Source organism: Bradyrhizobium sp. UFLA05-153 (genome assembly GCF_054185185.1).
Window position 1 is genome coordinate 56014 of sequence record NZ_JBBIAM010000020.1, and the last position, 26710, is coordinate 82723.

The window sequence follows — 26710 nt, forward strand, 5'->3', positions numbered from 1 at the left end:
CGGTACGCAGGACCGAACCCGGAATCTCGAGATTCCGGGTTCGATGCTTCGCATCGCCCCGGAATGACAGCCGAAGGGTTTCCATCCCCATCCCGCTCGGCTAAACCGCGCGCCATGAACCGGACTGGACTCTTCATCGCGCTGGCGCTGTGGCTCGTGATCGGCGTCGTCTTCGGCGTCTTTCCCGAGCTCGATCTCAAGCTCGCCTCGCTGTTCTTCGATCCTGAGACGAAGACCTTTCCGCTCAAGCTGAATGGCTGGGCCGGCTTTGCGCGGGATGCGGCGATGTGGATCGCCTGGGCGTTCGCAGTTCCATCGATCGTGGCGCTGGGGGTCAAGCTGGTCAGGCCCGACCGGCCGCTGATGGTCTCGGGACGAACGATCGTCTTCCTGCTGGTGACGCTGACGCTGTCGGCCGGCATTCTCACCAATCTCGCCTTCAAATCCTATTGGGGCCGGCCGCGCCCGGTGGTCGTGACCGAGTTCGCCGGTGACCTGTCATTCGTGCCGTGGTGGGATCCGCGCGGCGGCTGCGGACGCAACTGCTCGTTCTTCTCCGGCGAGGGCGCGACCGCGTTCTGGACGCTGGCGCCGGCTGCGCTGGCGCCGCCCACGTGGCGGCCGCTCGCCTATGCCGGGGCCGTGGTGTTCGGCACAGTCACCAGCGGCCTGCGCATGGCCTTTGGCGGGCACTTTTTCACCGACGTCTCGATCGCCGGCCTCGTCACCTTCCTGGTGATCTGGCTCGCCTACGCCCTGATTTACCGCTGGCCGCGGACACGGTTTTCCGACGAGGCGGTCGATGCCGCCCTGACCCGGCTGGCTTGGCCGGCCTATCGGCTCCGCCAGCGCCTGTTCGGCCGCAAAACCGGCCCGGCAGCGTCGATGTAAGCCATTAAAGGCGTGCCCATGCACGCGAAATTTGATAATCGCGCAAGTCACACCGAAAGACGACATCAGCCCCTTAAGATCCGATTGGAAGCGCCATGACTACGATTCTGAAGAGCCTGCCCAAGGGAGAAAAGGTCGGCATCGCTTTCTCCGGCGGTCTCGACACCAGCGCAGCGCTGCTCTGGATGAAGCAGAAGGGCGCGCGCTGCTATGCCTATACCGCCAATCTCGGCCAGCCGGATGAAGCCGACTACAACGAGATCCCGCGCAAGGCGATGGAGTTCGGCGCCGAAAAGGCGCGGCTCGTCGATTGCCGTACGCAGCTCGTCCACGAAGGCATCGCCGCGATCCAGTCGGGCGCCTTCCACATCTCGACCGGCGGCATCACCTATTTCAACACCACGCCGCTCGGGCGCGCCGTGACCGGCACGATGCTGGTTGCCGCGATGAAGGAAGACGGCGTCAACATCTGGGGAGACGGCTCGACCTTCAAGGGCAACGACATCGAGCGCTTCTATCGCTACGGTCTTTTGACCAATCCATCCTTGCGCATCTACAAGCCCTGGCTCGACCAGCAGTTCATCGACGAGCTCGGTGGCCGCGCCGAAATGTCGGCGTTCATGACCGCCCAAGGCTTCGCCTACAAGATGAGCGCGGAGAAGGCCTATTCGACCGACAGCAATCTGCTCGGCGCCACGCACGAGGCAAAGGATCTCGAGAGCCTCGACAGCGGCATCAAGATCGTCAATCCCATCATGGGCGTGCCGTTCTGGCGCGACGATTGCACTGTGAAGGCCGAGAAGGTCGTGGTGCGTTTCGAGGAGGGCCAGCCCACAGCGCTCAACGGCCAGACCTTTGCAGATCCTGTCGCGCTGTTCCTGGAAGCCAATGCCATCGGCGGCCGCCATGGCCTCGGCATGAGCGACCAGATCGAGAACCGCATCATCGAGGCCAAGAGCCGCGGCATCTACGAGGCGCCCGGCATGGCGCTCCTGCACATCGCCTATGAGCGCCTCGTCACCGGCATCCACAACGAGGACACCATCGAGCAATATCGCGTCAGCGGCCTGCGCCTCGGCCGTCTGCTCTACCAGGGCCGCTGGTTCGATTCGCAGGCGCTGATGCTGCGCGAAACCGCGCAGCGCTGGGTGGCGCGGGCCGTCACCGGCGAGGTGACGCTCGAGCTGCGCCGCGGCAACGACTATTCGATTCTCAACACGGAAAGCCCCAACCTGACCTATGCGCCGGAGCGGCTGAGCATGGAGAAGGTCGAGGACGCGGCGTTCACGCCGGAGCATCGCATCGGCCAGCTCACCATGCGCAACCTCGACATCGCCGACACCCGCACCAAGCTCAAGCTCTACACCGAGAGCGGCTTGCTATCGGGCGGCGAAGGCTCGCAGATCTTCCGGCTCGAGAGCGACAAGGGCTAAGCGCGTCTGCTCGTGTCCCGGACGCGATGCAGCGCCATAAGCGCGTTCACGCGCGTCTTCGACGCGCTATGGCGGTGCGTCGCAGAGCCGGGACCCAGAATCTCGATCCAATTGCATCGATAGTAGATGGGCCGGGGCACGAGAGTGCAAGAAACAAAAATGGCCGGGATCGCTCCCGGCCATTTTGCATTTGTGGCTGCGCTTACCGCGGCGGCGTGGTGCCTGGCGGGGGCGGCGGCAGCGAGGCCTGGCCGCCGTTGAGCAGCGGCGTGATGCGGCGGATGGTGACGCGCCGGTTGATCAGGCTCGGCCCCTGCGTCTGCTCCTTCAGATACTGCTCGCCGTAGCCCTGCGAGGTCAGGTTCTCCGCCGGCACATTGAACTGCTGGGTCAGCAATTCGGCCGCGGCCTGCGCACGGCGGTCCGACAATGACAAATTGTCGACGTCGTTGCCGACCGCGTCGGTGTGGCCCTCGATCAGGAACACCTCGCGCGGGTTGCGCTGGATCGCCCGGTTGAGACCGTCGGCGATCACCTGCAGCCTCGCAGCCTGGTCCGGCGGGATGGTCCACGACCCCGTCTCGAAGTTGATCGTGTTGACGTCGATGCTCGGCATCTGCATGCGAACATTCGGGCTGTAACGGATCTCGTCGAGCGAGTAGCGCCGATCGATCCGCTGCACCGGCGGTGCCTCCATGGTCTGGTAGATCACGTCCGGCGACGCCTCCTGGGCGTCGACGATGTAGCGATCGTAGGGAATGTTCACCACCGGCGGCGGCACGTCGACATAGAAGCCGCCGACCGACCGCGGATCACGGTAGCTGTTGTCGATGATGATGATCTCGCGCCCGCCGGGGTCCCTGCGGATACGCCGCAGCAACTGACCGTCCGGACCGACCACGGTGATCACCTCGCTGCCGTCGGGACGGATCACGACGGTGCGGGTTTCGCCGCCGACCGTCTCGCTGCGGATGTCGCGGGCGCCATAGCGGAAGCGATAGAGATCGTTGCCGCGGACGTACGCTTGCCCGCCCGGGTCGCGGATGATGATGCGGTCCGGCTCGGTGTAGACGGTGCGGCCGCCTTCGATGACCTCCTGTCGCTGGTTGCGGTAGTCGGCGATGGTGGCGCCGATCACGGCACCGGCCACCACGCCCGCTCCGATAGCGAGCGGCGTCAGATCACGCTGCGGCGGGCGCGGCGGTGGCGGCAGCGGCGCTGCGACCGTCGGCGCGGCCCGGAAGGCCGGCGCAACCGTCGGCGGAGCGTATTGCGCCCTGTTGGGCGGTGGCGCTGCGGCTGGCGTGCCAGGGACGACAGTTGGCGCCGCGGCGCCGGCGGGAGGCGTGGGCCGGGCCGGGGCGCCCGCCTGCGGCGCAGGCGGAGTTCCGGCAGCGGGCGCACCCGCAGGCGGCGTGCCGGCTGGCGGTGTGGTTGCAGGGGGCGTTGCGCCCTGACGTCCGGTCGGCGGCGTCATGGCTCCGCCGGGAGCCGGCGTTGCTGTCGGGGCCGGGGTTGCGCCGGGGGCGGGCGTCGGTGCCGGACCCGTGCGACCTGCCGGTGGCGTGGTCGTCGCACCGCCAGGAGCGGGCGTAGCAGTTGGCGCGGGCGTCGGGGTCGGCGTGGCGCGCGTCGTTGGTGCCGCCGGTGCAGGCGTCGCTGTCGGCGCTGGCGTCGGCGCGACCCGTGCCGGAGGCGCGGCAGGGGGCGTCGGGGTCGGTGTCGGAGCAACGCGCGACGGCGCTGCCGGAGGCGGCGGTGTTGGCGTCGGTGTCGGGGCAACGCGCGCGGGCGGTGCAGCCGCAGGCGGCGGAGGTGGCGTCGGCGCATGCTGCTGCGGTGCCGCCGCCGGGGGTGGCGATGGTTGCTTTGGAGCCGCTGGCGCCGGAGGTGGTGGCGGCGGCGGAGGCGTCGGCCGTGTCGGCGCAGCCGCCGGAGGTGGTGGTGTCGGGGCATGCGGAGGCGCAGCCGTCGGCGGCGGCGCACTCGGACGCTGGGGAGCCGCGGGCGGAGGCGGCGGTGGGGCCGGTGCGGGGCGAGCGGCCGGCGGTTGTTGCGGCGGCGCTTTCGGCTGCTCCCGCGATGGCTGCTTCGGTTTTCCGTCAGGGCCGGTTTCGCCCTGCGCCTGCGCGATCACGATGGGTGCGCTTTGCGCGTGCGATGCGGAGCTTGCGAATGGCATCGCGGTCAGAGCCGTCGTGGCAAGCAGCACGAAGCGAAATTGAGTCATGTGATGAGATCCTGGGGAAGGTTCTTGTAGAGGAAGTTCTTGGAGTCAGTGTTGCGATCAACAGATACGCGTTAGGCCGGATTGTGGCGGGCGAAGCAGCCGCGTCTCGATTTATTTCTGCATGCAAATCACTTCAGAACATCGACGTTCATTGCGCATTCAGGCCCATCTTGCAATCGCCTCGAATGTGACGATGCGACAAATTCGCATCCGTCGCGGGATTGGGCGTGCGCGGCCCGTTCGGTCCGCGCGGCGGGATCTCCTCCGGGACACGGCCGGGCAATTCATCGGGTCGCGGTGACTCGCCGGGCTCGCGCACAGGCGGCACGATATCCGGCTGCGGATTGCCCGGTGGAATTCCTGGTGGCGGCTCACTCGGTGTGCCCGGTGTTGCCGGCGGAATCTCCGGGGGTTCGATCGGCATCATCCATCATCGACATATCGTTGCTCGAAAGACGATAACGTTGCCGATGCGTCGATGTTCCCGCGCATCATGACGATGGAACAGGCCTATTCGGGCGCGTGACAGACGGCTTCGATGTTGTGACCATCGGGGTCGAGCACGAAGGCGCCGTAATAAGTCGGATGATAATGCGCGCGAATGCCAGGCGGTCCATTGTCGCGCCCGCCGGCCGCGATGGCCTCCTTGTAGAACGCATCCACGGTGGCGCGGTCCTTGGCGAGAATCGCGACGTGCACCGGCTTGTTCAACGCGCCTTCGCCGCCGATCCAGAAGTCCGGCTTGCCGTCGGCGCCAAAGCCCGCCGCGGGATCGTGGCCGGTCTGCTCCTGCGTGACCTCCATGATCAGGCTGTAGCCGAGCGGCGCCAGCGCCTTGGTATAGAACGCCTTGGCGCGCTGATAGTCGGAAACAGGAAAACCCATGTGATCGATCATCGGAATCTCCGTCGTTGATCGTCGTCAGCGTGACAGGAAGGTGTTGCTCCGTGTCTTGCGCGTGATGGCAAAGCCGCGCGCCACCATGTCTGCAATACAATCCTCGCGCCATTCGTTTTGTGACAGATGCTCGATCACGACAGCGCGGGGCCATAGCGATTGCGGCGCGTCGCGGAAGAAGCCGATCAGCACGCGGTCTTCAAAGCCCTCGACGTCGATCTTGAGGGCATCGACCTTCGTGACGCCGGATTCCTCGAGGATGCGTATCAGCCGTAACGACGGCACTTTGATGGCCCTTGCCGTCGCCGTGCCGGTCACGACATGGCTGGCGCCGAGATTGTCGCCGTCGGTCTCGATCATCAGCTCGCCGTCGGCATCGCCGGCCGCAGCCTGCACGAGGCGGACCTGCGTCGATCCCCGAGTCGATTCTTGGATCGATCCCGACGCCTGGTTGTTGAACGAGAGCCGCGCGAAGGTCATGGGATGCGGCTCGATCGCGACGATCCTGCCCTGCGCGCCGACATGGCGCGCCATCACCAGCGCGAAGGTGCCGACATTGGCGCCGACGTCGACGAACACCCCGCCGCTTGGTGTGTGCTGCCGCAGGAACTCGAGCTCGTCGAGATTATAGTCGGGGTTGAACAGCGCACCGCGCTCGGTCGCGCTCGCCTGGTGATGGAAGCGGAACGAGGCGCCCTGATACTGCACGTCGACGGGACCCGCGCGCAGCAGGTTGACAAGCCGCGACAGCCACGGGCGGAACGCGCCGCGCTTCAGCCCGGAGCGGTGCGCAAGCGAAATGATCGCAGCTTGCGCCGCATTCGGCGCGAACGCGCCGAATGGCGCGGGGTCGGTATCGGGCGCCAAGCAGAGGTCCTCGTTGCGAGCGGCGCATGCATAGCCGGTTTTCCCCCCGACTCCAACGTCGCTCAGACCGCCTTTTTCGGTGCCGGCTTGCGTTGGCGCAGGAAGCTGCCGAGCAGCCGCCGCTTACCCCTGCGCGGGATGAGGTCGACGTCGCTCACGAGCCTGGCACCGCCCCTGTGCCGCTCCAGCACGATCTTGCGGCTATGAAAGGCCTCGAGTTCGGCGCGATGCGCCACGCTGACGATGGTCGCCTTCGGCAGTTCGTCCGTGACCATCTTCATCATCCTGTCCTGGCTCTTCTCGTCGAGCGCCGAGGTCGCCTCGTCAAGCACCACGATGTCCGGGCTGTGCAGCAACAGCCGCGCGAAGGCGAGACGCTGCTTCTCGCCGCCGGACAGCGTCTGGTCCCACGGGCCCTCTTCCTCGATCTTCTCCTTGAGATGATCGAGGCCGACCTTGCGCAGGGCTGCGCAGATCTCATCGACCGTCCAGTCTTCGGCTGCGCCCGGATAGGCGACCGCACGGCGCAAGCTCCCGGTCGGCACGTAGGGACGCTGCGGCAGCATGAAAAGCCGCCGGTCGGGATGGAGGTTGACGCTGCCACCACCCCATGGCCACAGGCCTGCGATCGCGCGCACCAGCGTGCTCTTTCCGGTGCCGGATTCGCCGGCCACCAGCAGCCGCTCGCCGGGCTCGATGACCACCTCGGTTTCGCTGACCACCGCGGTGCCATCGTCGAGCGTGACGGAGAGATCGCGCAGCTCCAGCATCGCATCATCGTCCGTATCCCCACGCTTGATACGCCCGATGCCGTCACCCTGCTCGGCGCGTTCGAGACCATCGAGCGACATCATCAGCGCGGCAATGCGCCGGGCGCAGGCGTTCCAGTCGGCCAGCGGCGGATAGTGGTCGACCAGCCAGCCGAACGCGCTCTGCACGATGGTGAAGGCGGAGGCGGCCTGCATCACCTGCCCGAGCGTCATGCTGCCGTCGAGGAATTTCGGTGCGCAGAGCAAGAGAGGGACCACGGGAGCAACAAGGCTCGAGCCCTGAGACACCAGGGTGGTGCGCATGTGTTGTCCAGCGAGCCGGGCCCATTGGCGCAAGACGTTGCTGAAGTTGCGGTCGATGCCGTCGCGCTCCTCCTCTTCGCCGCCGAGCAGCGCGATGCTCTCGCCGTTCTCGCGCACGCGCGTCAGCGTGTAGCGGAAGTCGGCCTCTGCCTGGTTCTTGTCCTCGGAGACCCTCACAAAACGCCGGCCGATCATCGCGATCGAACCCGAGGCAATCGCGGCATAGACGACGGCGGCGATCACGAGGAAGCCGGGAATGGTGAGCGATGTGGCGCCGAGCCCGACCGTGAGCGCGCCGCCGATGGTCCAGAGCACGACGATGAAGGTCGCCGCCGACAGGAATGCCGCGGTCACGCCGGCGAGAAAGTCAACTGGTGAATCGGTGGCGATGCGCAGGTCTTCCGCAATCCGGTATTCGGGATTGTCGTGGTCGCCGCCGACCAAATTGAGCTGATAGTAGCGGCCATTGGCGAGCCATCGCGTCAGCACGCTTGCGGTGAGCCAGGCGCGCCAGCGGCGCTGGATGCGCATGCGCGCGAAGACCTGGGCCACCCCGAGCGCGACGCTGCCGAATGCGAGCGGAAAGAACACCGCTGTCAAATGGTAGACGGTGGAGGCGTCGCGCTGCTCGATCGCATCGAAGATCGCGCGATTCCAGACGTTGATGCCGTACTGAAAGCCGACGGTGGCGACGATCAGGACCCCGAGCCCGATCGAGAACGGCCAGGCCAGCCGATCGCCATTTGGGCCCCAAAAGCCCCTTGCACTGATCCAGAAGCGGGTCAGCAGATAGTCTTTCCGCGCTTCCTCGATCTCCTCAGGCGATAGATCGGCGCCCGATTCGAGAATCTCCGGAGGCGGCGGAGCGACCTCCTCGTCGTTCTCGCCGGCGATCTCGATGATGGGCGGCTTCCTGCCCTTTTCGCGTTCGGCGGCCGGCTTTTGCATTGCTGAACAACGCGAGGGAAATCAGCCGGTTCCTTCTGGCTTCAGCGGCTCGCGGAAGTCACTCCGCCGCTCCATCCCGCACGCGCCGCAGCCGTGCCGCCTTGTACAGCACGCGCGACAGCGCCTCGATCGAGTAGGGCTTTTGCAGCAGTTCGAAGCCGAAGCTGCCGTCCTGCGCCAGCACGTGGCTGTAGCCGCTGGTGAGCACGATTGGCACGTCGATGCCGCGGTCGCGGATCGCGTGCGCGAGATCGAGGCCGGTCATGCCGGGCATCACCACGTCGGAGAACACCACGTCGAAGCGATCCGCGTCCACCGTCAGCTCGGCGAGCGCATCGCCGGCATTGTCGACCAGCGTGACGCTGTAGCCGAGCTCGGTGAGCCCGTCGGCGGCGAAATTAGCCACCTCGATATTGTCCTCGACGACCAGCACCGACATGCCGCTGCCGGCGAGTGCCGGTGCGGTGTCGGGCGCCTGCCGCTGCGGCAGCACCTCGGCGGGCACGCGCGGCAGATAGAGCGTGAAGGCGCTGCCGCGGCCGACCTCGCTCGCAACCGTCACCTCGCCGCCGGATTGCTTGACGAAGCCGAACACCTGCGACAGGCCGAGCCCGGTGCCGTGGCCGACCTGCTTGGTGGTGAAGAACGGCTCGAAGATGCGGCCGAGCTGGCTTATCGGGATGCCGGACCCGGTATCGGTGACCGTGACGGTGATGAAGCCATGGCTGCCGACGAGATGCGTTAGGCTGTCGGGAACGGCCGTCGCCGCCTCCACCGTGAACGTGATCCTGCCGCGGCCCTGCATCGCATCGCGCGCATTGACCGCCATGTTGAACAGCGCCGTCTCGAACTGGCCGGCATCGGCGTTGACGAGAAAGGACGCCGCCGGCAGCCGCATCACGATCTCGATGGCCGGTCCCGTCAGCGTGGCGATCATGTCGCGCAGCGACTGCACGCGCGCGCCGACGTCGAACACTTCGGGCTTCAGCGTCTGCCGCCGTGCGAAGGCGAGGAGCTGCGAGGTCAGCTTTGCGGCGCGCGCGACCGCATCAGTGATGGCGTTGATGTAGCGCTGCCGCCTCTCCTCCGACAATTGCGGCCGGTTCAACAGGTCGATGGAGGCGCGGATCACGGTGAGCAGGTTATTGAAGTCGTGCGCCACGCCGCCGGTGAGCTGTCCGAGCGCCTCCAGGCGCTGGCTGTGCTTGAGTGCCTCCTCGGCGTCGCGCCGCCGTGCCGCTTCGGCCTGGAGGTTCTGCGTGCGCCGGAACGCCAGCGCGAGGATGAAGAAGAGCAGGGCGGTGGCAGGCAGACCGAAAATCAGGTGCTGGCCCATGGTGGCGAGCCAGCGCGAACGGATCGCCGAGGTCTCGAGCCCCGCGCTGACATAGATCGGGTATTCGGCGACGCGCTTGTAGCCGATGCGCCGCTCGATCCCGTCGGCGGGCCAGGCGATGGTCATCAGCCCGTGCGCGGGGCTCAGCGCGATCTTCCGGCCGACCGGCCCACCGGGGTCGAGCCGGACATCGCGATCGAGGTGCGGATAGTGCGCGAGCAGGACGCCGTCGGTCCGCCCCAGCGCGAAGAAGCTGCCGGGATCGCTGCCGATGCGCGCGTAGAAGCTCTCGAAATATTCGGGAAACACCGAGGCCTGGATCACGCCGATGAAGCTGCCGTCGTCGGACTCGCGGCGGCGGCTCATGCCGAAGAAGCGGGCGCCCTGGTAGGGCTGGCGCGGCGTCAGCGGCGTGCCGATGAAGGTGCCGATGGTCTGGTCGACATGGGCGTTGAAATAATCCCGGTCCGCGAAGCTGACCTGCGGCGCCGGCGACAACAGGCTGTTGACCAGCGCATGGCCCTGCGCATCGAAGATCCAGACAGATTTGAGCTGCGGCAGCGAATCGGTCAGCCGCTTCAGGCGAAGATGCAGCGCCCCCTCGCGCGACCGGATGGCCTCGTCCGAAAGGCCGCGCACCACCTCGTTGAGCTCGGCGAGGCTGCGATCGATGGTCTCGAACACCTTGAGCGCATGCTCATGGGCGACGTCGAGCGTGCGCTCGATCTCGCGGTCGGCGATGTCGTTGGTCGAATGATAGGAGATCGCCGAGGCGATGATGAACAGCGCAATCGGCAGCGCCAGGGATGCCGCCATCATCCACTGCAGCAGTTTCAACGAATTGCGTTGCGCACCCTGCACAGTCGCTCCTGACCCGGAACGAAGCTTACTTGAATTTCCCGCAGGGAAGGAAGTGGCTTGTGATGGGAACCTTTGGTTGCGGTCGGCGCGTCTCCGCCCGCGAAGGATGCGCCAGTAGCAATCCTGAGCTAAGCTACTATAGGTAGCAATACGGCCGCGGCCATGTCCGGCCGCCGCCGATGCATAAAAGTTCGCTTAAACTTGCCGCTCGACGAGCTTCAGCTTCAGCTCGGCGATCGCCTCTGCGGGGTTGAGGCCTTTCGGACAGGCCTTGGCGCAGTTCATGATGGTGTGGCAGCGATAGAGCCGGAACGGGTCCTCGAGATTGTCGAGCCGCTCGCCGGTCGCCTCGTCGCGCGAATCGGACACCCAGCGGTTGGCCTGGAGCAGGGCGGCGGGGCCGAGATAGCGCTCGCTGTTCCACCAATAGCTCGGGCAGGAGGTCGAGCAGCAGGCGCAGAGGATGCACTCGTAGAGGCCATCGAGCCTCTCGCGGTCCTCGTGGCTCTGGCGCCATTCCTTCTGCGGCGTTGGCGAAGTCGTCTTCAGCCACGGCTCGACGGAGGCATACTGCGCGTAGAAATTGGTGAGGTCGGGGACGAGATCCTTCACCACCGGCTGGTGCGGCAGCGGGTTGATCTTCACCGCGCCGTCCTTCACGTCGTGCATCGAGCGGGTGCAGGCGAGCGTGTTCTGGCCGTCGATGTTCATGGCGCAGGAACCGCAGACGCCCTCGCGGCAGGAACGGCGGAAGGTCAGCGACGGGTCGATGTGGTTCTTGATCCAGATCAGGCCGTCCAGCACCATCGGACCGCAGTCGTTGGTGTCGACGTAATAGGTGTCGACGCTCGGGTTCTTGCCGTCGTCCGGGTTCCAGCGATAGACGCGGAATTCGCGCAAGTCCGTCGCGCCCGCGGGCTTCGGCCAGGTCTTGCCGCCGGTGATCTTCGAGTTCTTCGGAAGTGCGAATTCAACCATCTTCGATCAGGCCTTCGCTTTCGCTCAGTACACGCGCGCCTTCGGCGGGATGTACTGGACGTCGTTGGTCATGGTGTAGTTGTGCACCGGGCGGTAGTCGATCGTGACCTTGGCGGCATCGTCGAGCCAGGCCAGCGTGTGCTTCATCCAGTTCTTGTCGTCACGCTCGGAATAATCCTCGCGGGCATGCGCGCCGCGGCTCTCGGTGCGGTTGGCGGCCGAGTTCATCGTCACCACCGCCTGCGAGATCAGATTGTCGAACTCGAGCGTCTCGACGAGGTCCGAATTCCACACCAGCGAGCGGTCGGACACCGCGATGTCGGTGATGCCGCTGTGGACCTTCTGGATCAGGTTCTGGCCTTCGCTCAGAACCTCGCCGGTGCGGAACACCGCGCAATTGTTCTGCATCACGTGTTGCATGCCCTCGCGCAGCTTCGCGGTCGGCGTGCCGCCGGAGGCGTAGCGGTAATGATCGAGGCGGCCGAGCGACTGCTCGGCGGAGTTCGCCGGCAGCTCCGGCTGCTTGCCGTTGGCGGTGAGCTTCTCGGCGCAGCGCAGCGCCGCGGCGCGGCCGAACACCACGAGGTCGATCAGCGAGTTGGAGCCGAGACGGTTGGCGCCGTGCACCGAGACGCAGGCGGCTTCGCCGATCGCCATCAGGCCCGGTATCACGGCGTTGTCGTCGCCGTCCTTCTTGGTCAGCACCTCGCCGTGATAATTCGTCGGGATGCCGCCCATGTTGTAGTGGACGGTCGGCACGATCGGGATCGGCTCGCGGGTCACGTCGACATTGGCGAAGATCTTTGCCGATTCGGAAATACCCGGCAGCCGCTCCTGCAGGACCTTCGGATCGAGATGGTCGAGATGCAGGAAGATGTGGTCCTTCTTCTTGCCGACGCCGCGCCCCTCGCGGATTTCGATGGTCATCGCGCGCGAGACGACGTCGCGCGAGGCGAGGTCCTTGGCCGACGGCGCGTAGCGCTCCATGAAGCGCTCGCCTTCGGAGTTGACGAGATAGCCGCCCTCGCCGCGCGCGCCTTCGGTGACGAGACAGCCCGAACCGTAGATGCCGGTCGGGTGGAACTGCACGAACTCCATGTCCTGGAGCGGCAGGCCGGCACGCAGCACCATGCCGCCGCCATCGCCGGTGCAGGTATGGGCCGAGGTGCAGGAGGCGTAGGCGCGGCCATAACCGCCGGTCGCCAAAATCGTGGTCTGGGCGCGGAAGCGATGCAGCGTGCCGTCATCGAGCTTCAGCGCGATCACGCCGCGGCAGGCGCCCTGGTCGTCCATGATCAGGTCGATGGCGAAGAACTCGATGAAGAATTCTGCCGCATGGCGGAGCGACTGGCCGTACATCGTGTGCAGCATGGCGTGACCGGTGCGGTCGGCGGCCGCGCAGGTGCGCTGCGCCTGGCCCTTACCGTAGTCCATGGTCATGCCGCCGAACGGGCGCTGATAGATCTTGCCGTCCTCGGTGCGCGAGAACGGCACGCCCCAGTGCTCGAGCTCGTAAACGGCTTCCGGCGCGTGGCGCACCATGTATTCGATCGCGTCCTGGTCGCCCAGCCAGTCCGACCCCTTCACGGTGTCGTACATATGCCAGCGCCAGTCGTCCTTGTGCATGTTGCCGAGCGAAGCGGAGATGCCGCCCTGCGCCGCGACGGTGTGCGAGCGCGTCGGGAACACTTTGGTGATGCAGGCCGTGCGCAGGCCCGCCTCGCTGCAGCCGACGACGGCGCGCAGGCCCGCACCGCCCGCGCCGACCACGACGACGTCATAGGTATGGTCTTCGATCGGATAGGCTTTTCCGTTGGTGGCGGGAGCGCCGCTGCCCTTGCCATTCGTGGTGGCGGCCATGGGTTACACTCCGGATGACAGCTTGAGGATCGCGTAGGTCGAGGCGAGCGCCACCGCGATCGAGAAGAAGTTGTTGAGCATGACCGCAACGAGCTTCAGCTTCTCGTTGTGGACGTAGTCCTCGATCACGACCTGCATGCCGATCTTCATGTGCCAGGCGCTGGCGAAGATGAAGAGCAAGAGGATCAGCGCGATCGGCGGCGAGCCGAGGATCACCTTGGCTCCGGCCTGGTTGCTGCCGAGCAGCATCATGACGACCACGATCACAGGCAGCATCAACAGCGTCATCGCGACGCCGGTGAGGCGCTGGCGCCAGAAGTCAGACGTGCCCGAATGCGCGGCGCCGAGGTTGCGGACGCGGCTGAGCGGCGTGCGCATGCTGCGCTTGGGTGTATCGGGCGTGCTCATCGTCCGCCTCCGATCGCGTAGGCAATGATCCAGATCAGGACAGTGAGCGAGATGCCACCGATCAGCGCGCCCCAGGTCAGGGCCTCGCGCTCATTGGCCTTGAAGCCGTAGCCGAGGTCCCAGACGAAATGCCTGATGCCGCTGAGCATGTGATGCATCAGGGCCCAGGTGTAGCCGAACACGATGAGACGGCCGAAGAAGCTGCCGGTGAAGGCCTGCACATTGCCGTAGGCCCCCGGGCCCGACGCCGCCGCAATCAGCCACCAGGCGAGCAGAACCGTTCCAAAATAGAGCGCGATACCGGTGGCGCGGTGGACGATGGATAGCGCCATCGTCAGCGTCCAGCGGTAGACTTGCAGGTGTGGTGAAAGCGGTCGTTCGATCCGTGCGGTCATGGGCGGCTTTGGTGTTTTATTGCGGCCCAGCATGGGGCGCGCGGGGATCGCGAAAGGTCGGCCCTATTTACGGAGTCGAATCTATCCACGCAATCACCAAATCGCCATAAAGCGAACCAGCGTTCAGCTCTAGAGGGATCACGAAGCAAGGCTGATCAGGAGCTTGGTATACCAGAACGACATCGGGATGTTGAAGAGCTGAATCTTACGCCGTTTCTTGGGGGCCTCGCTTCGCGACTTGAAATCGCAAGAGGATCGTCCTCACGCGAACCAGTCCGTTCATGCCGAAAAGCGCGGCCAAAGCGACCTGGGGCGGAACCGCGAAGAAGCCTGCCGCGCCTGCCGCTTGAGCTGTTTTCACGTCCATCATCCCTCCAAGGCGCTTCCGATATGCGTGCCCTGCATCCCGCGCCTGTCGCTACCCGCTGACGACCACGAGCGAGATAGCCTAGAAGTTGCGGACGCGTCGCGCTTCGTCCGGGTGCATCGACCTGGGGGGTCGTGGCTCACGTGCCGGGATACGATTCGCGTGACTGCAGGTCTCACTCTCCAGGACATCGTCGAGCTGGCGCTGCTGCTCATCGCGGTCGGCGCGCTCTCCGGCTTTCTCGCCGGCGTGTTCGGCATCGGCGGCGGCGCGATCCTGGTCCCCGTGTTCTACGAATGCTTCCGCATCGCCGGCGTGCCGCTGGAGGTGCGGATGCCGCTCTGCGTCGGCACCTCGCTTGCGGTCATCATCCCGACATCGATCCGCTCGTTCCAGGCGCATTACAAGCGCGGCGCGGTCGACATGGCGGTCCTGCGCGTCTGGTGGCTGCCGATCGTCATCGGCGTCATCGCCGGCAGCGTGGTTGCGCGCTACGCGCCGGAGCGGCTGTTCAAGATCGTCTTCGTCGCCGTCGCTTATTCCGCCGCGGCGCGGCTCATTTTCGCGCGCGAGACCTGGAAGTTCGGTGACGACCTGCCGAAAGGGCCGCTGATGCGCGCTTACGGCTTTCTGGTCGGCATCCTCTCGACGCTGATGGGAATCGGCGGCGGCCTGTTCTCCAATTTGCTGATGACGTTCTACGGCCGCCCGATCCATCAGGCGGTCGCGACCTCCTCGGCGCTCGCGGTGCTGATCTCGATCCCCGGCGCGCTCGGCTACATCTATGCCGGCTGGCCGGCGGCGGCGCGTTTTCCCGAGGTCGCAGCGCTGCAATGGCCGGTCGCGCTCGGCTATGTCTCGCTGATCGGCGCCGTGCTGGTGATGCCGATGAGCCTCGTCACCGCACCGCTCGGTGTGAAAGCCGCGCATGCGATGTCAAAGCGCACGCTGGAGACCGCGTTCGGCTGCTATCTCTTCATCGTGGGCAGCCGGTTTGTGCTGAGTTTGCTGGGCGGGCAATAAGCGCTGCACATTCCGTCATTGCGAGCGTAGCGAAGCAATCCAGAATCTCTCCGTGGCGGCGGTCTGGATTGCTTCGCTGTGCTCGCAATGACGATTCATTGTGGCGCCGGCCTCAACCCACGTCCTGGACAAGCGAGCGGAGCGAGCGTCGATCCAGGACCCATTATCACAGGGAATAGTTTGGCGAAGACTCGTAGTTACCGCCTCGCGCCGCAGCTCTTCCCTGGGGTAATGGGTCCTGGCTTTCGCCAGGACGACAGCGAGAGTGGAGCGCGGCGTTACTTCTTCGTGTAAATATCCTTGTAGGTATCCCGCAAGACGTTCTTCTGCACCTTGCCCATCGTATTACGTGGCAGCTCGTCGACGACGAAGACGCGCTTGGGCATCTTGAACTTTGCGAGCCGGCCGTCGAGCGCCTTCAGCACCGCGGCCTCGGTGACATCGGCGCCCTTGTTGCAGACCAGGACGGCCGTGACGCCTTCGCCGAAATCAGCATGCGGCACGCCGATCACGGCGGACTCGATCACGCCCGGCATGGCGTCGATCTCGCTCTCGATTTCCTTCGGGTAGACGTTGAAGCCGCCGGAGATCACGAGATCCTTGCCGCGGCCGAGGATGTGGACGTAGCCCTTGGCGTCGATCTTGCCGAGATCGCCGGTGATGAAGAAGCCGTCGGGACGGAATTCGGACTTGGTCTTCTCCGGCATGCGCCAATAGCCTTTGAAGACGTTCGGTCCCTTCACCTCGATCATGCCGATCTCGTCACGCGGCAGCTCCTTGCCGGTCTCGGGATCGGTCACGCGGGCGGACACGCCGGGCAGCGGAAAGCCGACCGCGCCGGGCACGCGCTCGCCGTCATACGGGTTCGACGTGTTCATGTTGGTCTCGGTCATGCCGTAGCGCTCGAGTACGGCATGCCCGGTGCGCGCAGACCATTCGCGATGGGTTTCGGCGAGCAGCGGCGCCGAGCCGGAGATGAAGAGACGCATGTGCTTGGTCGTCTCGCGCGACAGCGCGGGGTTTTGCAGGAGGCGCGTATAGAAGGTCGGCACACCCATCAGCGCGGTGGCGCGCGCCATCAGCTTGATGATGAGGTCCGGATCGAGCTTCGGCAGGAAGATCATCGAGGCGCGCGCGAACAGCGTGACGTTGGTCGCCACGAACAGGCCGTGGGTGTGGTAGATCGGCAGTGCGTGGATCAGCACGTCCTGTTCGGTGAAGCGCCAGTAGTCGACCAGCGTCAGCGAGTTCGAGGCGAGATTGTCGTGGGACAGCATCGCGCCCTTGGAGCGACCGGTGGTGCCTGACGTGTAGAGGATTGCGGCGAGATCGTCGTTGGCACGCGCCACGGTGGCGAACTCACTCTTCGCCTTCGCGGCGGCGTCCGTCAGCGAGCCCTTGCCGTCGGGCCCGAGCGTCTCGACCTTGGCCTTCACCTTGGCGGCGATCGCGGCGATGCCGTCGGCCTTGGAGGGATCGCAGACCACCAGTGACGGCTCGGCGTCGGTGATGAAGTAGTCGAGCTCGTTCAGCGTGTACGCCGTGTTGAGCGGCAAATAGACCGCGCCGGCCCGCACGGTTGCGAGGTACAGCACGATATTGGCGACGGATTTTTCCACCTGCACCGCGACGCGGTCGCCAGGCTTCACGCCGCGCTCGACCAGCACATTCGCCATCTGGCCCGCGCGTGCGATCAGCTCGCCATAGGTGATGCGGCTGCCGTCATGGGTCTCGATCGCAAGCCGCGTCGGATCCTCGAGGTTATCGAACAGGCGGGAAAACAGATTGGCGTTGGCAGCTTGGTTCATGCAACATTCCTCAACGGCGAAGGCCGGTCAAAACCGAGGGCTGGATTAGCAAAAACAGCCCCGATGAAGCAACGGAGACAGTTTGCATGACAAACGAAAGGAAACGCGTGGCCTGGGTCACCGGCGGCGGCAGCGGGATCGGGGAGGCCGGCGCGGAGGCGCTCGCGGCCGACGGCTGGACGGTGGTGGTGTCCGGCCGCCGCAAGGGCGCGCTGGATGCCGTGGTTGCCAAGATCGCCAAAGACGGTGGGGCGGCGGAGGCGATCCCGCTCGATGTCAGCATTGCCGCCGATGTGCAGAAGGCGGCTGATCAGATCCTGGCCAAGCACGGCCGCATCGACCTCCTGGTCAACAGCGCCGGCATCAACGTTCCCAGGCGAAGCTGGGACGACATGGAACTGGAGGGTTGGGACAAGCTCGTCGAGATCAACCTCAACGGCGTGCTCTATTGCATGCGCGCGGTGCTGCCGGCGATGCGCAGGCAGCAGGACGGATGCATCATCAACGTCTCGTCCTGGGCCGGCCGCCACGTTTCGAAAATGCCGGGCCCGGCCTACACCACGACCAAACATGCGGTGCTGGCGCTGACCCATTCGTTCAACATGGACGAGTGCGTCAACGGCCTGCGCGCCTGCTGCCTGATGCCGGGCGAAGTGGCGACGCCGATCCTGAAACTGCGCCCCGTCGTGCCCAGCGAGGAGGAGCAGGCGAGGATGCTGCAATCCGAAGATCTCGGCCGCACCATCGCCTTCATCGCCTCGATGCCCCCGCGCGTCTGCATCAACGAGGTGCTGATCAGCCCCACGCATAATCGCGGATTTATCCAGACGCCGCTCAGCAGGGATTGAGGTGCTTGACCAGCGCGCCACACTTTCGATGCGGTAGGGTGGGCAAAGCGAAGCGTGCCCACCAACTTTTCGCGAGTCTGGATCAAAGTGGTGGGCACGGCGCTTGCGCGCCTTTGCCCACCCTACGACTGCGGTACCGGCGTGCGTGGCGCGAGCGCGCAGCACCCCACGAATTCGCCCACCCAAAGTTTCACGCATCACAATAAATTATTGTCCGAAACCGCGTCGCAAACCCTCCCGTAGTTCGGCCAACGACGGCGCTATCGCCTCACACCTGTCGCTAGGCGCCGTTGTTGCAGGACTTCATCCAGATATCGGGAGACTCTCCATGTCGAAGCGTATTGCCTATCTCACCGCCGCAGCCTTCAGCGCGCTCGCCATCACCGCGACCATCGTCGCGCCGGTTCGCGCCGAGGAAAAGACCGTCATGGTCGGCGGGGCCGCGATGTTCCCCTCCAAGAACATCATCCAGAATGCCGTCAACTCCAAGGACCACACCACGCTGGTGGCGGCGGTGAAGGCCGCCGGCCTCGTGCAGACGCTGGAAGGCAAGGGCCCGTTCACGGTGTTCGCGCCGACCAATGCTGCCTTCGGCAAGCTGCCGGCCGGTACCGTCGACACCCTGGTCAAGCCGGAGAACAAGGTGACCCTGACCAAGATCCTCACCTACCATGTGGTGCCCGGCAAGCTCGAGGCCTCCGACCTCACCGATGGCAAGAAGCTCAAGACTGCCGAGGGCGAGGAGCTGACGGTCAAGAAAATGGACGGCAAGACCTGGATCGTCGATGCCAAGGGCGGGACCTCGATGGTGACGATCACCAACGTCAACCAGTCGAACGGCGTGATCCATGTGGTCGATACCGTGCTGATGCCGGCGACGTAACACCGCAGTACCCTGTTTCATCCCCGAACAGGATGCGCGAAACGGCGAGCCGGGGGATCCCGGCTCGCTTTATTGTGACCGCGATGTTTCATAGGCATCGATTCGATGCCTATGAGGGCGTAACGAAACCGAAATTGCCGGCGTATATTTGTTGTCACGCGACCCCTGAGGACGGAACCACCATGTCCAGCCTTGCTGCAACCGATGCACCCGCTACCGCCTCGCCGGCGAAGGTCGTTCAGCCGGCCTGGGTGAGGGTGATGCACTGGATCAACGCGCTCGCCATGATCCTGATGATCATGTCGGGCTGGCAGATCTACAACGCCTCGCCGCTGTTCAACTTCAGCTTCTCCCGCAACATCACGCTGGGCGGCTGGCTCGGCGGTGCGCTGCTCTGGCATTTTGCGGCAATGTGGATCCTGATGATCAACGGGCTCGCCTATCTCATCACCGGCTTTGCCACCGGTCGCTTCGCCAAAAAACTCTTTCCGATCACGCCTTCGGGCGTGCTCCATGACGTCAAGGCGGCGCTGACCTTCAGGCTCGGTCATGATGATCTCACCGTCTACAACTACGTGCAGCGCCTGCTCTATGCCGGCATCATCGTCGTCGGCGTGCTCATCGTGCTGTCGGGCCTGTCGATCTGGAAGCCCGTGCAACTCTATTACCTGGTGATGCTGTTCGGCGACTATCCGACCGCGCGCTACGTCCACTTCTTCTGCATGGCCGCGATCTGCGCCTTCCTCGTGGTCCACGTCGCGCTCGCGCTGCTGGTACCGAAGAGCCTGCGCGCCATGATCATCGGTCGATGAGAGGGAGGAGAGTATGGCCAAGCGTTCATTCCTGATCCCCGGCGTCGACAAGCGTCTCCTGATCAGGGACTCGCTCAAGGTGATGCCGGACCTCACACGTCGCCGCTTCATGACGGGCGGCGCCAGCCTGGGTGCGCTGAGCCTGCTCACCGGCTGCGACGTCGTCGATTCATCCTCCGCCGAGGAGATGCTGAAGACGGTGTCGAAATTCAACGACGCCGTGCAGGCCTTCATTTTCAACCCGGACGCGCTGGCGCCGACCTTCCCGGAAAGCGCGATCACAAAGCCGTTCCCGTTCAATGCCTATTACGATCTCGACGAGGCGCCCGAGGTCGACGGCAAGGACTGGAAGCTCGAGGTGCGCGGCCTCGTCGACAACAAGAAGTCCTGGACGCTGGACGAGCTCTACCAGCTCCCGCAGGTCACGCAGATCACCCGCCACATCTGCGTCGAGGGCTGGAGCGCGATCGGAAGCTGGACCGGCACGCCGCTGCGCGATTTCCTGAAACTGATCGGCGCCGACACCCGCGCGAAATATGTCTGGTTCCAGTGCGCCGACAAGGACGGCTACAACTCCCCGCTCGACATGCGCAGCGCACTGCATCCGCAGACTCAGATGACGTTCAAATATGCGAACGAGATTTTGCCGCGCGCGTACGGCTATCCCATGAAGATCCGCGTGCCGACAAAACTCGGCTTCAAGAGCCCGAAATACGTGGTCTCGATGGAAGTCACCAACGAGTACAAGGGCGGCTACTGGGAAGACCAGGGATATAATTCGTTCAGCGGGAGCTAGCCGCGGTTTGTAGGGTGGGTTAGCGAAGCGTAACCCACCTCTTCTCCCTCTGCGCGAAATAGTGGTGGGTTACGCTTCGCTAACCCACCCTACGACACCGAGCCTTTCGGCCTCACCTTCCTCTGGCACAGCGCCGCGACCGCACCGAGCGCTAACAACGCCGCCGAAACATTCAGCGCATACGAAAGACTGCCCATCGCATCCGTGATCGCGCCGACCACGATCGGTCCGAGCGTCTGGCCGACGCCGAACGAGATCGTCATCGCCGCGATCGCGGTCGGCCACACCTGCGGCGGATAGTTGAAGCGCACGAACGCGGTCGTCGAACCGACCACGGCAAAGAAGGCGACACCAAATACGACGGCCGAGGTCGCAAGCCATGCCGTCGAATGCCCCAGCATCGGCAAGCTCGCACCGAGCGCGTTGGTGCCGAGGATGATCGCGGTTGCGAGCCCGCCGCGGTCGAGCGCCAGCACGCCGCGCCAGACCCAGGGTGTGACGAAGGCGCTGACCCCGATCAGGCTCCAGAACGCGGCCTGCGCGGCCGCCCCGCCGCCGGCATCGCGCACATAGGCGATCATGAAGGTCATGTAGGCGATGTAGCCCGCGCCGAACAGGAAGTAGCCGGCGAGATAGATCAGGATGGGCGGAAGCGCGAACGTGCCGTGCCCCGCCTCGCTGAACCGCGCCTTGCTCTCGATGCGGACCAGAAACAGCGGGATCGTCATGGCGGCCGAGAGCAGCGTCAGCGCCCACCACACGATCCACCAAGAGCCCGGCCCGAAATGCTGCAGCGTGAACGGCGCGATCAGCCCAGAGGCGAGGATGCCGACGCCCGGGCCGGCATAGAACAGGCTGAGCAGGAAATTGGCCCTTTCGGGATGCGACTGCGCGATGGTTGCGGCCAGCGCGCCGCCGGCGACGAAGCCCGCCGCCGCGCCAAGGCCCAGCACCAGCCGCGCCAGGCTGAGCGCGATGAAGTTCCCGGTGAGTGCGCAGACCGCCAGGGCCGCGAGGCAGGCCAGCGTTCCACCACGGATTGCAGCCGACCAGCCGACCCGCTGGATCAGCCGCGAGGCCATCAGGGCGCCGGCGAGGTAGCCGACGGCGTTGATGGTGTTCATGAAACCGGCGGCCGAATAGGACCAGTCGAGGCTGTCCCGCATGTCCGGCAGCACCAGCGCATAGGCAAAGCGGCCGATGCCAAGCCCGACCGTCGCCGCCAGCGACAGCGTCAGGATCAGCCGCGCAGGGCGCGGCTCTAATGGGGCGCGGTCAGGGGCGTGCAAGGGGTGCTCCGGCAAGGCTGATTGTGGCAGGGCCTGCCCGCCTTGCACAGCCACGCCGCGGCAATGGTGTCTTGCCAAGCGCGCAACGCCGCTCTAGCACTCCGGCCGAATTCGATCTCAGAGGAACCGACCATGGCGACCCATAAACTGCTGCTGCTCCCCGGTGACGGCATTGGCCCCGAAGTAATGGGCGAGGTGAAGCGGCTGATCGACTGGATCAATTCGGCCGGGATCGCCAAGTTCGAGACCGACACCGGCCTCGTCGGCGGTTCGGCCTATGACGCCCACAAGGTGTCGATCTCCGAGGGCGACATGGCCAAGGCCAAGGACGCCGACGCCGTGATCTTCGGCGCGGTCGGTGGTCCGAAGTGGGATGCGGTGCCCTACGAGGTGCGCCCGGAAGCCGGCCTGCTCCGGCTGCGCAAGGATCTCGCCTTGTTCGCCAACCTCCGTCCCGCCGTGTGTTATCCGGCGCTGGCCGACGCCTCGAGCCTGAAGCGTGAGGCGATCGAGGGCCTCGACATCGTGATCGTGCGCGAGCTCACCGGCGGCGTCTATTTCGGCGAGCCCAAGACCATCACCGATCTCGGCAACGGCCAGAAGCGCGCCATCGACACCCAGGTCTACGACACCTACGAAATCGAGCGCATCGCCCGCGTCGCGTTTGATCTCGCCAAGAAGCGTCGCAACAAGGTGACGTCGATGGAAAAGCGCAACGTCATGAAGTCGGGCGTGCTCTGGAACGAGGTCGTCACGCAGGTCCACAAGCGCGAATATCCCGACGTCACGCTCGAGCATCAGCTCGCCGATTCCGGCGGCATGATGCTGGTGAAATGGCCGAAGCAGTTCGACGTCATCGTCACCGACAATCTGTTCGGCGACATGCTGTCCGACATCGCGGCGATGCTGACCGGCTCGCTCGGCATGCTGCCCTCGGCTTCGCTCGGTGAAGTCGATGTGAAGAGCAAGAAGCGCAAGGCTCTGTATGAGCCGGTGCACGGCTCGGCGCCCGACATCGCCGGCAAGGGTCTCGCCAACCCGATCGCGATGATTTCGTCCTTCGGCATGGCGCTGCGCTACTCCTTCGACATGGGCGCGCTCGCCGACAAGGTCGATGCTGCGATCGCCGCCGTGCTGGCGAGCGGCCTGCGCACCGCCGACATCAAGTCGGAAGGCACGACCGCCGCCTCGACCACGCAGATGGGCGAAGCGATCTTGAAGGAACTGCAGAAGCTGCACGCGTAACGGCAAGCACCGCAATCGCAGGGTGGGTTAGCGCAGCGTAACCCACCTCTTTTTGTTTCCGCGGAGGCAAACACTGGTGGGTTACGCCTTCGGCTAACCCACCCTTCGTCGTCTGCTAGTGGAGCCACCTGATGGATGCGTCGCATCGACCCAAGGTCGCGGAAACCGTCATCCATGAAACGGTGCGCCTGCGCGAGGCGCAGATCGGGCACCATTGCGAAATCCTCTGCAACACGCGCATCGAGTTTTCTTCGCTCGGCGACTACTCCTATCTCGGGGAGAGCTGCGAGGTCGCCGACGCCGTGATCGGGAAGTTCACGGCAATCGCCAATTCGGTGCGGATCGGCGCGCCGAACCATCCGATGGGCCGTCCGTCCCAACATCGCTTCACCTATTGCCCGGAATATTACGAGGCGACAGCGAGCCGTGACCGCGACTTTTTTGCAAACCGCCGCAGCGACCGGGTGATCGTTGGCAATGATTGCTGGATCGGGCACGCCGCCATCCTGCTGCCGGGCGTGACGGTCGGCGACGGCGCGGTGATCGCCGCAGGCGCGGTCGTCAGCCGCAGCGTGCCACCCTACACGATCGTCGGCGGCGTTCCCGCGCGCCCCATCCGCAAGCGCTTCACCGATTCCGTCGCGGATAGCCTGCGCCGTATCGCCTGGTGGGATTGGCCGGACGAGATCATCTTCGAACGCTTGAGCGATTTCCGTTCCGAGGCGATCGAACAATTTTGCAAGCGTTACGACCCGGCTTTTGCTCCCAGCGGGTAGAGCGGGAGGTCATCACAAAACAAAAATGGCCGGGCGCGAGCCCGGCCATTTTGCTTCAGTCGAAGCCCTTACCAGTACAGCGGGAAATTCCGCGGATAGCCGCTGACGTCGGCCGGCGTGCTGAGCGGCTGGCGATCGATCGGACGGTTGTTGTTCTCGCGCGCGAAGGTCGGGTACCCGATCGGCGGCGGGAAGGCATAGTCCATGAACTTGCGGTCGCCAGGATTGACCTCGGTGCCGCCATCGAGCCAGGAGCGCTTGCTGACATAGATGCGGGTACGCGGGCCCTGCTGATAGACCACGTTGGGGCCGCTGGAGCCGTAATAGACGCGGCCGCGATCGTCATAGGTACGCTTGGTCTTGGCGTCAGCCGAGGTGGTCAGGCCGATGGCGGCAACAGCGCCCGCCGCAAGCCACAGCGCCAGTTTGTTCGCGGCGGAAAATTTCGAGCTCATCACGTCCCCTTCAAGCGGCAGGCCGCCAATCGACTTCATCTCATACTAGCGCGCCGGGGGTGGCTGCAACTAGGTCAATTGGGTCACACCGCGCCGGAATAATTGCGCCTGCGGCCAAAAGTTGCATGAAAACCAGCCACTTGAGCTTGATGCGCGTCAAAGCGCGCCGCGTAGCTGCGCATTTCCGGCGCCCATCAGCCAGTCCGCGGAGGCGGGCGGGCCGCAAGGGCGGCGCTTCAGCTCGGCATGGGCGAACAATTCGGCCAGCTTCGGCTCGTTGCCGGAGGTCAGCAGCGTCAGCCGGTTCAGCGTGCAGGCGATCGCGGCGCGACGGGCCGGCAGCGTGTCGCCTTTGAAGGTGTCGCCTTGGCACGACCAGCCGGAGATCTGAAGCGAGGGCTCCTCGATCCGCTTGACATAGCCGAGACAGCCGGAGGCCTGCCCGCTCGGACCATACAGCGCCACGGGCCCGAACTTGCTGTCGATGACGCCGGCTTCCTCGAGCCGCGTCGCCGCACCGAGGCCCATCCGGGCCGCCATGTCTGCCGGCAGGCGCGCCGCCGGGACGAATTCGCCGCCGGGGCGGTAGATTTCGAGCTCGGCGACCGGCACCGGCGTGTCGCCGACCCAGCGCACGACGTCCTTGCGGCCGCCCTCCGGATGCCGAAGTATGATGTAAGCGTCTGTTTTGTCGTTGGAATCGAGCCGGCTGACGGCAAAGGCAGGATGCGAGCGGTCGGCCACGTTCCAGCCTGGCCGTATCGCCGGCTCGTCATCCCGCAGACCCGGCAACTGGCCGAGTACGGCGAGGCCGAGGATGGCAAGCAGCGCCAGCGTCCCCACATACGCGAACAGGCCCGCCATTGTGCGGACGATCTCATCGGCAAAGCCTAGGAGTGCCAGATGGATCCTGGTTCTGGGAAATGCGGCCGGGAAGGCCTGGTACGGCGGCATCAATGCCTTCTGGCACGGTCAAACGTTGTCTTGCGGGCGGTTCTCGCATAGAAGCGCTGCTCTTCCTGGTTAAGCGCGCCGCTTGGGGAAGGCTTTTTCATCGGAGAGTGAACGATGGGTTACAAAGTCGCAGTCGTCGGAGCGACCGGCAATGTCGGACGGGAAATGCTCAACATCCTCGATGAGCGCAAATTCCCCGCGGACGAGGTCGTGGCGCTGGCATCACGCCGCAGCGTCGGCGTCGAGGTCTCCTATGGCGATCGGACCTTGAAGGTCAAAGCGCTCGAGCACTACGACTTCTCCGACATCGACATCTGCCTGATGTCGGCGGGCGGCTCGGTCTCGAAGGAATGGTCGCCGAAGATCGGCGCCGCCGGCGCGGTCGTGATCGACAATTCCTCGGCCTGGCGCATGGACCCGGACGTTCCGCTCATCGTGCCGGAGGTGAATGCCGACGCGACCAAGGGTTTTGCCAAGAAGAACATCATCGCCAACCCGAACTGCTCGACCGCGCAGCTCGTCGTCGCGCTGAAGCCGCTGCACGACAAGGCGACCATCAAGCGTGTCGTGGTCTCGACCTATCAATCTGTGTCGGGCGCCGGCAAGGATGCGATGGACGAATTGTTCTCGCAGACCAAGGCCGTCTACACCAATGACGAGCTGATCGCGAAGAAATTCCCCAAGCGCATCGCCTTCAACGTCATCCCCCACATCGACGTCTTCATGGAGGACGGCTACACCAAGGAAGAGTGGAAGATGATGGCGGAGACCAAGAAGATCCTTGATCCCAAGATCAAGCTCTCCGCGACCTGCGTGCGCGTGCCGGTCTTCGTCGGTCATTCGGAAGCCGTCAACGTCGAGTTCGAGAACCCGCTCGCGGCGGATGAGGCGCGCGAGATCCTGCGCAAGGCGCCAGGCTGTCTCGTCATCGACAAGCAGGAGCCCGGCGGCTACGCCACGCCCTACGAAGCGGCCGGCGAGGACGCGACCTATATCAGCCGCATCCGCGAGGACGCCACGGTCGAGAACGGTCTCGCCTTCTGGTGCGTGTCGGACAATCTTCGCAAGGGCGCCGCGCTCAACGCGATCCAGATCGCCGAGGTCCTGATCAACCGCAAGTTGATCACGGCGAAGCAGAAGGCGGCGTAAGACCGATCGAGATCTCGTAGGGTGGGCGAAGGCGCAACGCGCCGTGCCCACCACTTTTCTCGATGTCATCAGAAGTGGTGGGCACGCTTCGCTTTGCCCGCCCTACAAAAATTCTCGTCGCGTTGACG

At 65.0% G+C, this 26710-nt stretch carries 24 protein-coding genes; 10 read left to right on the forward strand and 14 right to left on the reverse strand.

Annotation, left to right across the window (positions count from 1 at the left end; translation table 11 throughout):
* Positions 1-114 precede the first annotated feature (114 nt).
* Positions 115-891: a phosphatase PAP2 family protein gene (locus tag Q2941_RS14595; RefSeq protein ID WP_458192877.1), complete on the forward strand. Its 777-nt coding sequence runs from the start codon at positions 115-117 to the stop codon at positions 889-891.
* Positions 892-986: 95 nt separating this feature from the next.
* A complete protein-coding gene (gene argG / locus Q2941_RS14600; protein ID WP_027523476.1) occupies positions 987-2324 on the forward strand; it encodes an argininosuccinate synthase in 1338 nt (445 codons plus the stop codon).
* Positions 2325-2526: 202 nt separating this feature from the next.
* Here the strand turns inward: argG and Q2941_RS14605 are convergent, their stop codons facing one another.
* From Q2941_RS14605 to sdhC, 10 genes are all read right to left on the reverse strand, one after another.
* Positions 2527-4554, reverse strand: coding sequence for an OmpA family protein (locus Q2941_RS14605; protein WP_458192878.1), 2028 nt, complete (start codon positions 4552-4554; stop codon positions 2527-2529).
* A gap of 148 nt (positions 4555-4702) precedes the next feature.
* A complete protein-coding gene (locus Q2941_RS14610) occupies positions 4703-4978 on the reverse strand; it encodes a hypothetical protein (RefSeq protein WP_458192879.1) in 276 nt (91 codons plus the stop codon).
* A gap of 86 nt (positions 4979-5064) precedes the next feature.
* Positions 5065-5451, reverse strand: coding sequence for a VOC family protein (locus Q2941_RS14615; protein ID WP_458192880.1), 387 nt, complete (start codon positions 5449-5451; stop codon positions 5065-5067).
* Positions 5452-5475: 24 nt separating this feature from the next.
* Positions 5476-6318, reverse strand: coding sequence for an FkbM family methyltransferase (locus Q2941_RS14620; protein ID WP_458192881.1), 843 nt, complete (start codon positions 6316-6318; stop codon positions 5476-5478).
* A gap of 62 nt (positions 6319-6380) precedes the next feature.
* Positions 6381-8339 carry an ABC transporter ATP-binding protein/permease gene (locus Q2941_RS14625; RefSeq protein ID WP_458192882.1) on the reverse strand — a complete coding sequence of 653 codons (1959 nt, stop codon included), beginning with the start codon at positions 8337-8339 and terminating at the stop codon, positions 6381-6383.
* A 58-nt stretch (positions 8340-8397) separates the two neighbouring features.
* A complete protein-coding gene (locus Q2941_RS14630) occupies positions 8398-10536 on the reverse strand; it encodes an ATP-binding protein (RefSeq protein WP_458192883.1) in 2139 nt (712 codons plus the stop codon).
* A gap of 195 nt (positions 10537-10731) precedes the next feature.
* Positions 10732-11514 (reverse strand): succinate dehydrogenase iron-sulfur subunit, encoded by a 783-nt coding sequence (locus tag Q2941_RS14635; RefSeq protein WP_458192884.1) that lies wholly within the window; start codon positions 11512-11514, stop codon positions 10732-10734.
* Positions 11515-11538: 24 nt separating this feature from the next.
* Positions 11539-13374 carry a succinate dehydrogenase flavoprotein subunit gene (sdhA, locus tag Q2941_RS14640; protein ID WP_027523484.1) on the reverse strand — a complete coding sequence of 612 codons (1836 nt, stop codon included), beginning with the start codon at positions 13372-13374 and terminating at the stop codon, positions 11539-11541.
* 3 nt (positions 13375-13377) lie between these two features.
* Positions 13378-13782 carry a succinate dehydrogenase, hydrophobic membrane anchor protein gene (sdhD, locus tag Q2941_RS14645; RefSeq protein ID WP_458192885.1) on the reverse strand — a complete coding sequence of 135 codons (405 nt, stop codon included), beginning with the start codon at positions 13780-13782 and terminating at the stop codon, positions 13378-13380.
* Positions 13779-14177 (reverse strand): succinate dehydrogenase, cytochrome b556 subunit, encoded by a 399-nt coding sequence (sdhC, locus tag Q2941_RS14650; protein ID WP_027523486.1) that lies wholly within the window; start codon positions 14175-14177, stop codon positions 13779-13781. Before sdhC ends, sdhD begins: the two co-directional genes overlap by 4 nt.
* Before the next feature lie 529 nt (positions 14178-14706).
* Between sdhC and Q2941_RS14655 the strand changes: the two genes are divergently transcribed.
* On the forward strand, positions 14707-15567 hold the full coding sequence (locus Q2941_RS14655; protein WP_458192886.1) for a sulfite exporter TauE/SafE family protein: 861 nt from the start codon (positions 14707-14709) through the stop codon (positions 15565-15567).
* A 278-nt stretch (positions 15568-15845) separates the two neighbouring features.
* Here the strand turns inward: Q2941_RS14655 and Q2941_RS14660 are convergent, their stop codons facing one another.
* A complete protein-coding gene (locus Q2941_RS14660) occupies positions 15846-17375 on the reverse strand; it encodes a malonate--CoA ligase (protein ID WP_027523488.1) in 1530 nt (509 codons plus the stop codon).
* 86 nt (positions 17376-17461) lie between these two features.
* Here Q2941_RS14660 and Q2941_RS14665 point away from each other — a divergent pair, with 86 nt between their 5' ends.
* The 4 genes from Q2941_RS14665 (at position 17462) to Q2941_RS14680 (ending at position 20714) form a co-directional block, all read left to right on the forward strand.
* The gene (locus tag Q2941_RS14665) at positions 17462-18223 is read left to right on the forward strand and encodes an SDR family oxidoreductase (RefSeq protein WP_458192887.1); all 762 of its coding nucleotides are present in this window, start codon (positions 17462-17464) and stop codon (positions 18221-18223) included.
* A gap of 328 nt (positions 18224-18551) precedes the next feature.
* Positions 18552-19106, forward strand: coding sequence for a fasciclin domain-containing protein (locus Q2941_RS14670; RefSeq protein WP_458192888.1), 555 nt, complete (start codon positions 18552-18554; stop codon positions 19104-19106).
* A 182-nt stretch (positions 19107-19288) separates the two neighbouring features.
* Positions 19289-19918, forward strand: a complete 630-nt coding sequence (locus Q2941_RS14675; RefSeq protein WP_458192890.1) for a cytochrome b/b6 domain-containing protein — start codon at positions 19289-19291, stop codon at positions 19916-19918.
* Positions 19919-19931: 13 nt separating this feature from the next.
* Complete coding sequence (locus tag Q2941_RS14680; RefSeq protein ID WP_458192891.1) at positions 19932-20714, forward strand: molybdopterin-binding protein; 783 nt, start codon at positions 19932-19934, stop codon at positions 20712-20714.
* An 89-nt stretch (positions 20715-20803) separates the two neighbouring features.
* Here the strand turns inward: Q2941_RS14680 and Q2941_RS14685 are convergent, their stop codons facing one another.
* A complete protein-coding gene (locus Q2941_RS14685; protein WP_458192892.1) occupies positions 20804-22003 on the reverse strand; it encodes a YbfB/YjiJ family MFS transporter in 1200 nt (399 codons plus the stop codon).
* Between the two features lie 132 nt (positions 22004-22135).
* Here Q2941_RS14685 and leuB point away from each other — a divergent pair, with 132 nt between their 5' ends.
* Positions 22136-23248 carry a 3-isopropylmalate dehydrogenase gene (gene leuB, locus Q2941_RS14690; protein ID WP_027523494.1) on the forward strand — a complete coding sequence of 371 codons (1113 nt, stop codon included), beginning with the start codon at positions 22136-22138 and terminating at the stop codon, positions 23246-23248.
* 131 nt (positions 23249-23379) lie between these two features.
* Positions 23380-24024: a DapH/DapD/GlmU-related protein gene (locus tag Q2941_RS14695; RefSeq protein WP_458192894.1), complete on the forward strand. Its 645-nt coding sequence runs from the start codon at positions 23380-23382 to the stop codon at positions 24022-24024.
* 68 nt (positions 24025-24092) lie between these two features.
* Here the strand turns inward: Q2941_RS14695 and Q2941_RS14700 are convergent, their stop codons facing one another.
* Complete coding sequence (locus Q2941_RS14700; RefSeq protein WP_458192895.1) at positions 24093-24479, reverse strand: hypothetical protein; 387 nt, start codon at positions 24477-24479, stop codon at positions 24093-24095.
* A gap of 156 nt (positions 24480-24635) precedes the next feature.
* Positions 24636-25433: a hypothetical protein gene (locus Q2941_RS14705; RefSeq protein ID WP_458192896.1), complete on the reverse strand. Its 798-nt coding sequence runs from the start codon at positions 25431-25433 to the stop codon at positions 24636-24638.
* Positions 25434-25547: 114 nt separating this feature from the next.
* Between Q2941_RS14705 and Q2941_RS14710 the strand changes: the two genes are divergently transcribed.
* Positions 25548-26582 (forward strand): aspartate-semialdehyde dehydrogenase, encoded by a 1035-nt coding sequence (locus Q2941_RS14710; RefSeq protein WP_254109516.1) that lies wholly within the window; start codon positions 25548-25550, stop codon positions 26580-26582.
* The last annotated feature ends 128 nt before the right edge of the window (positions 26583-26710 follow it).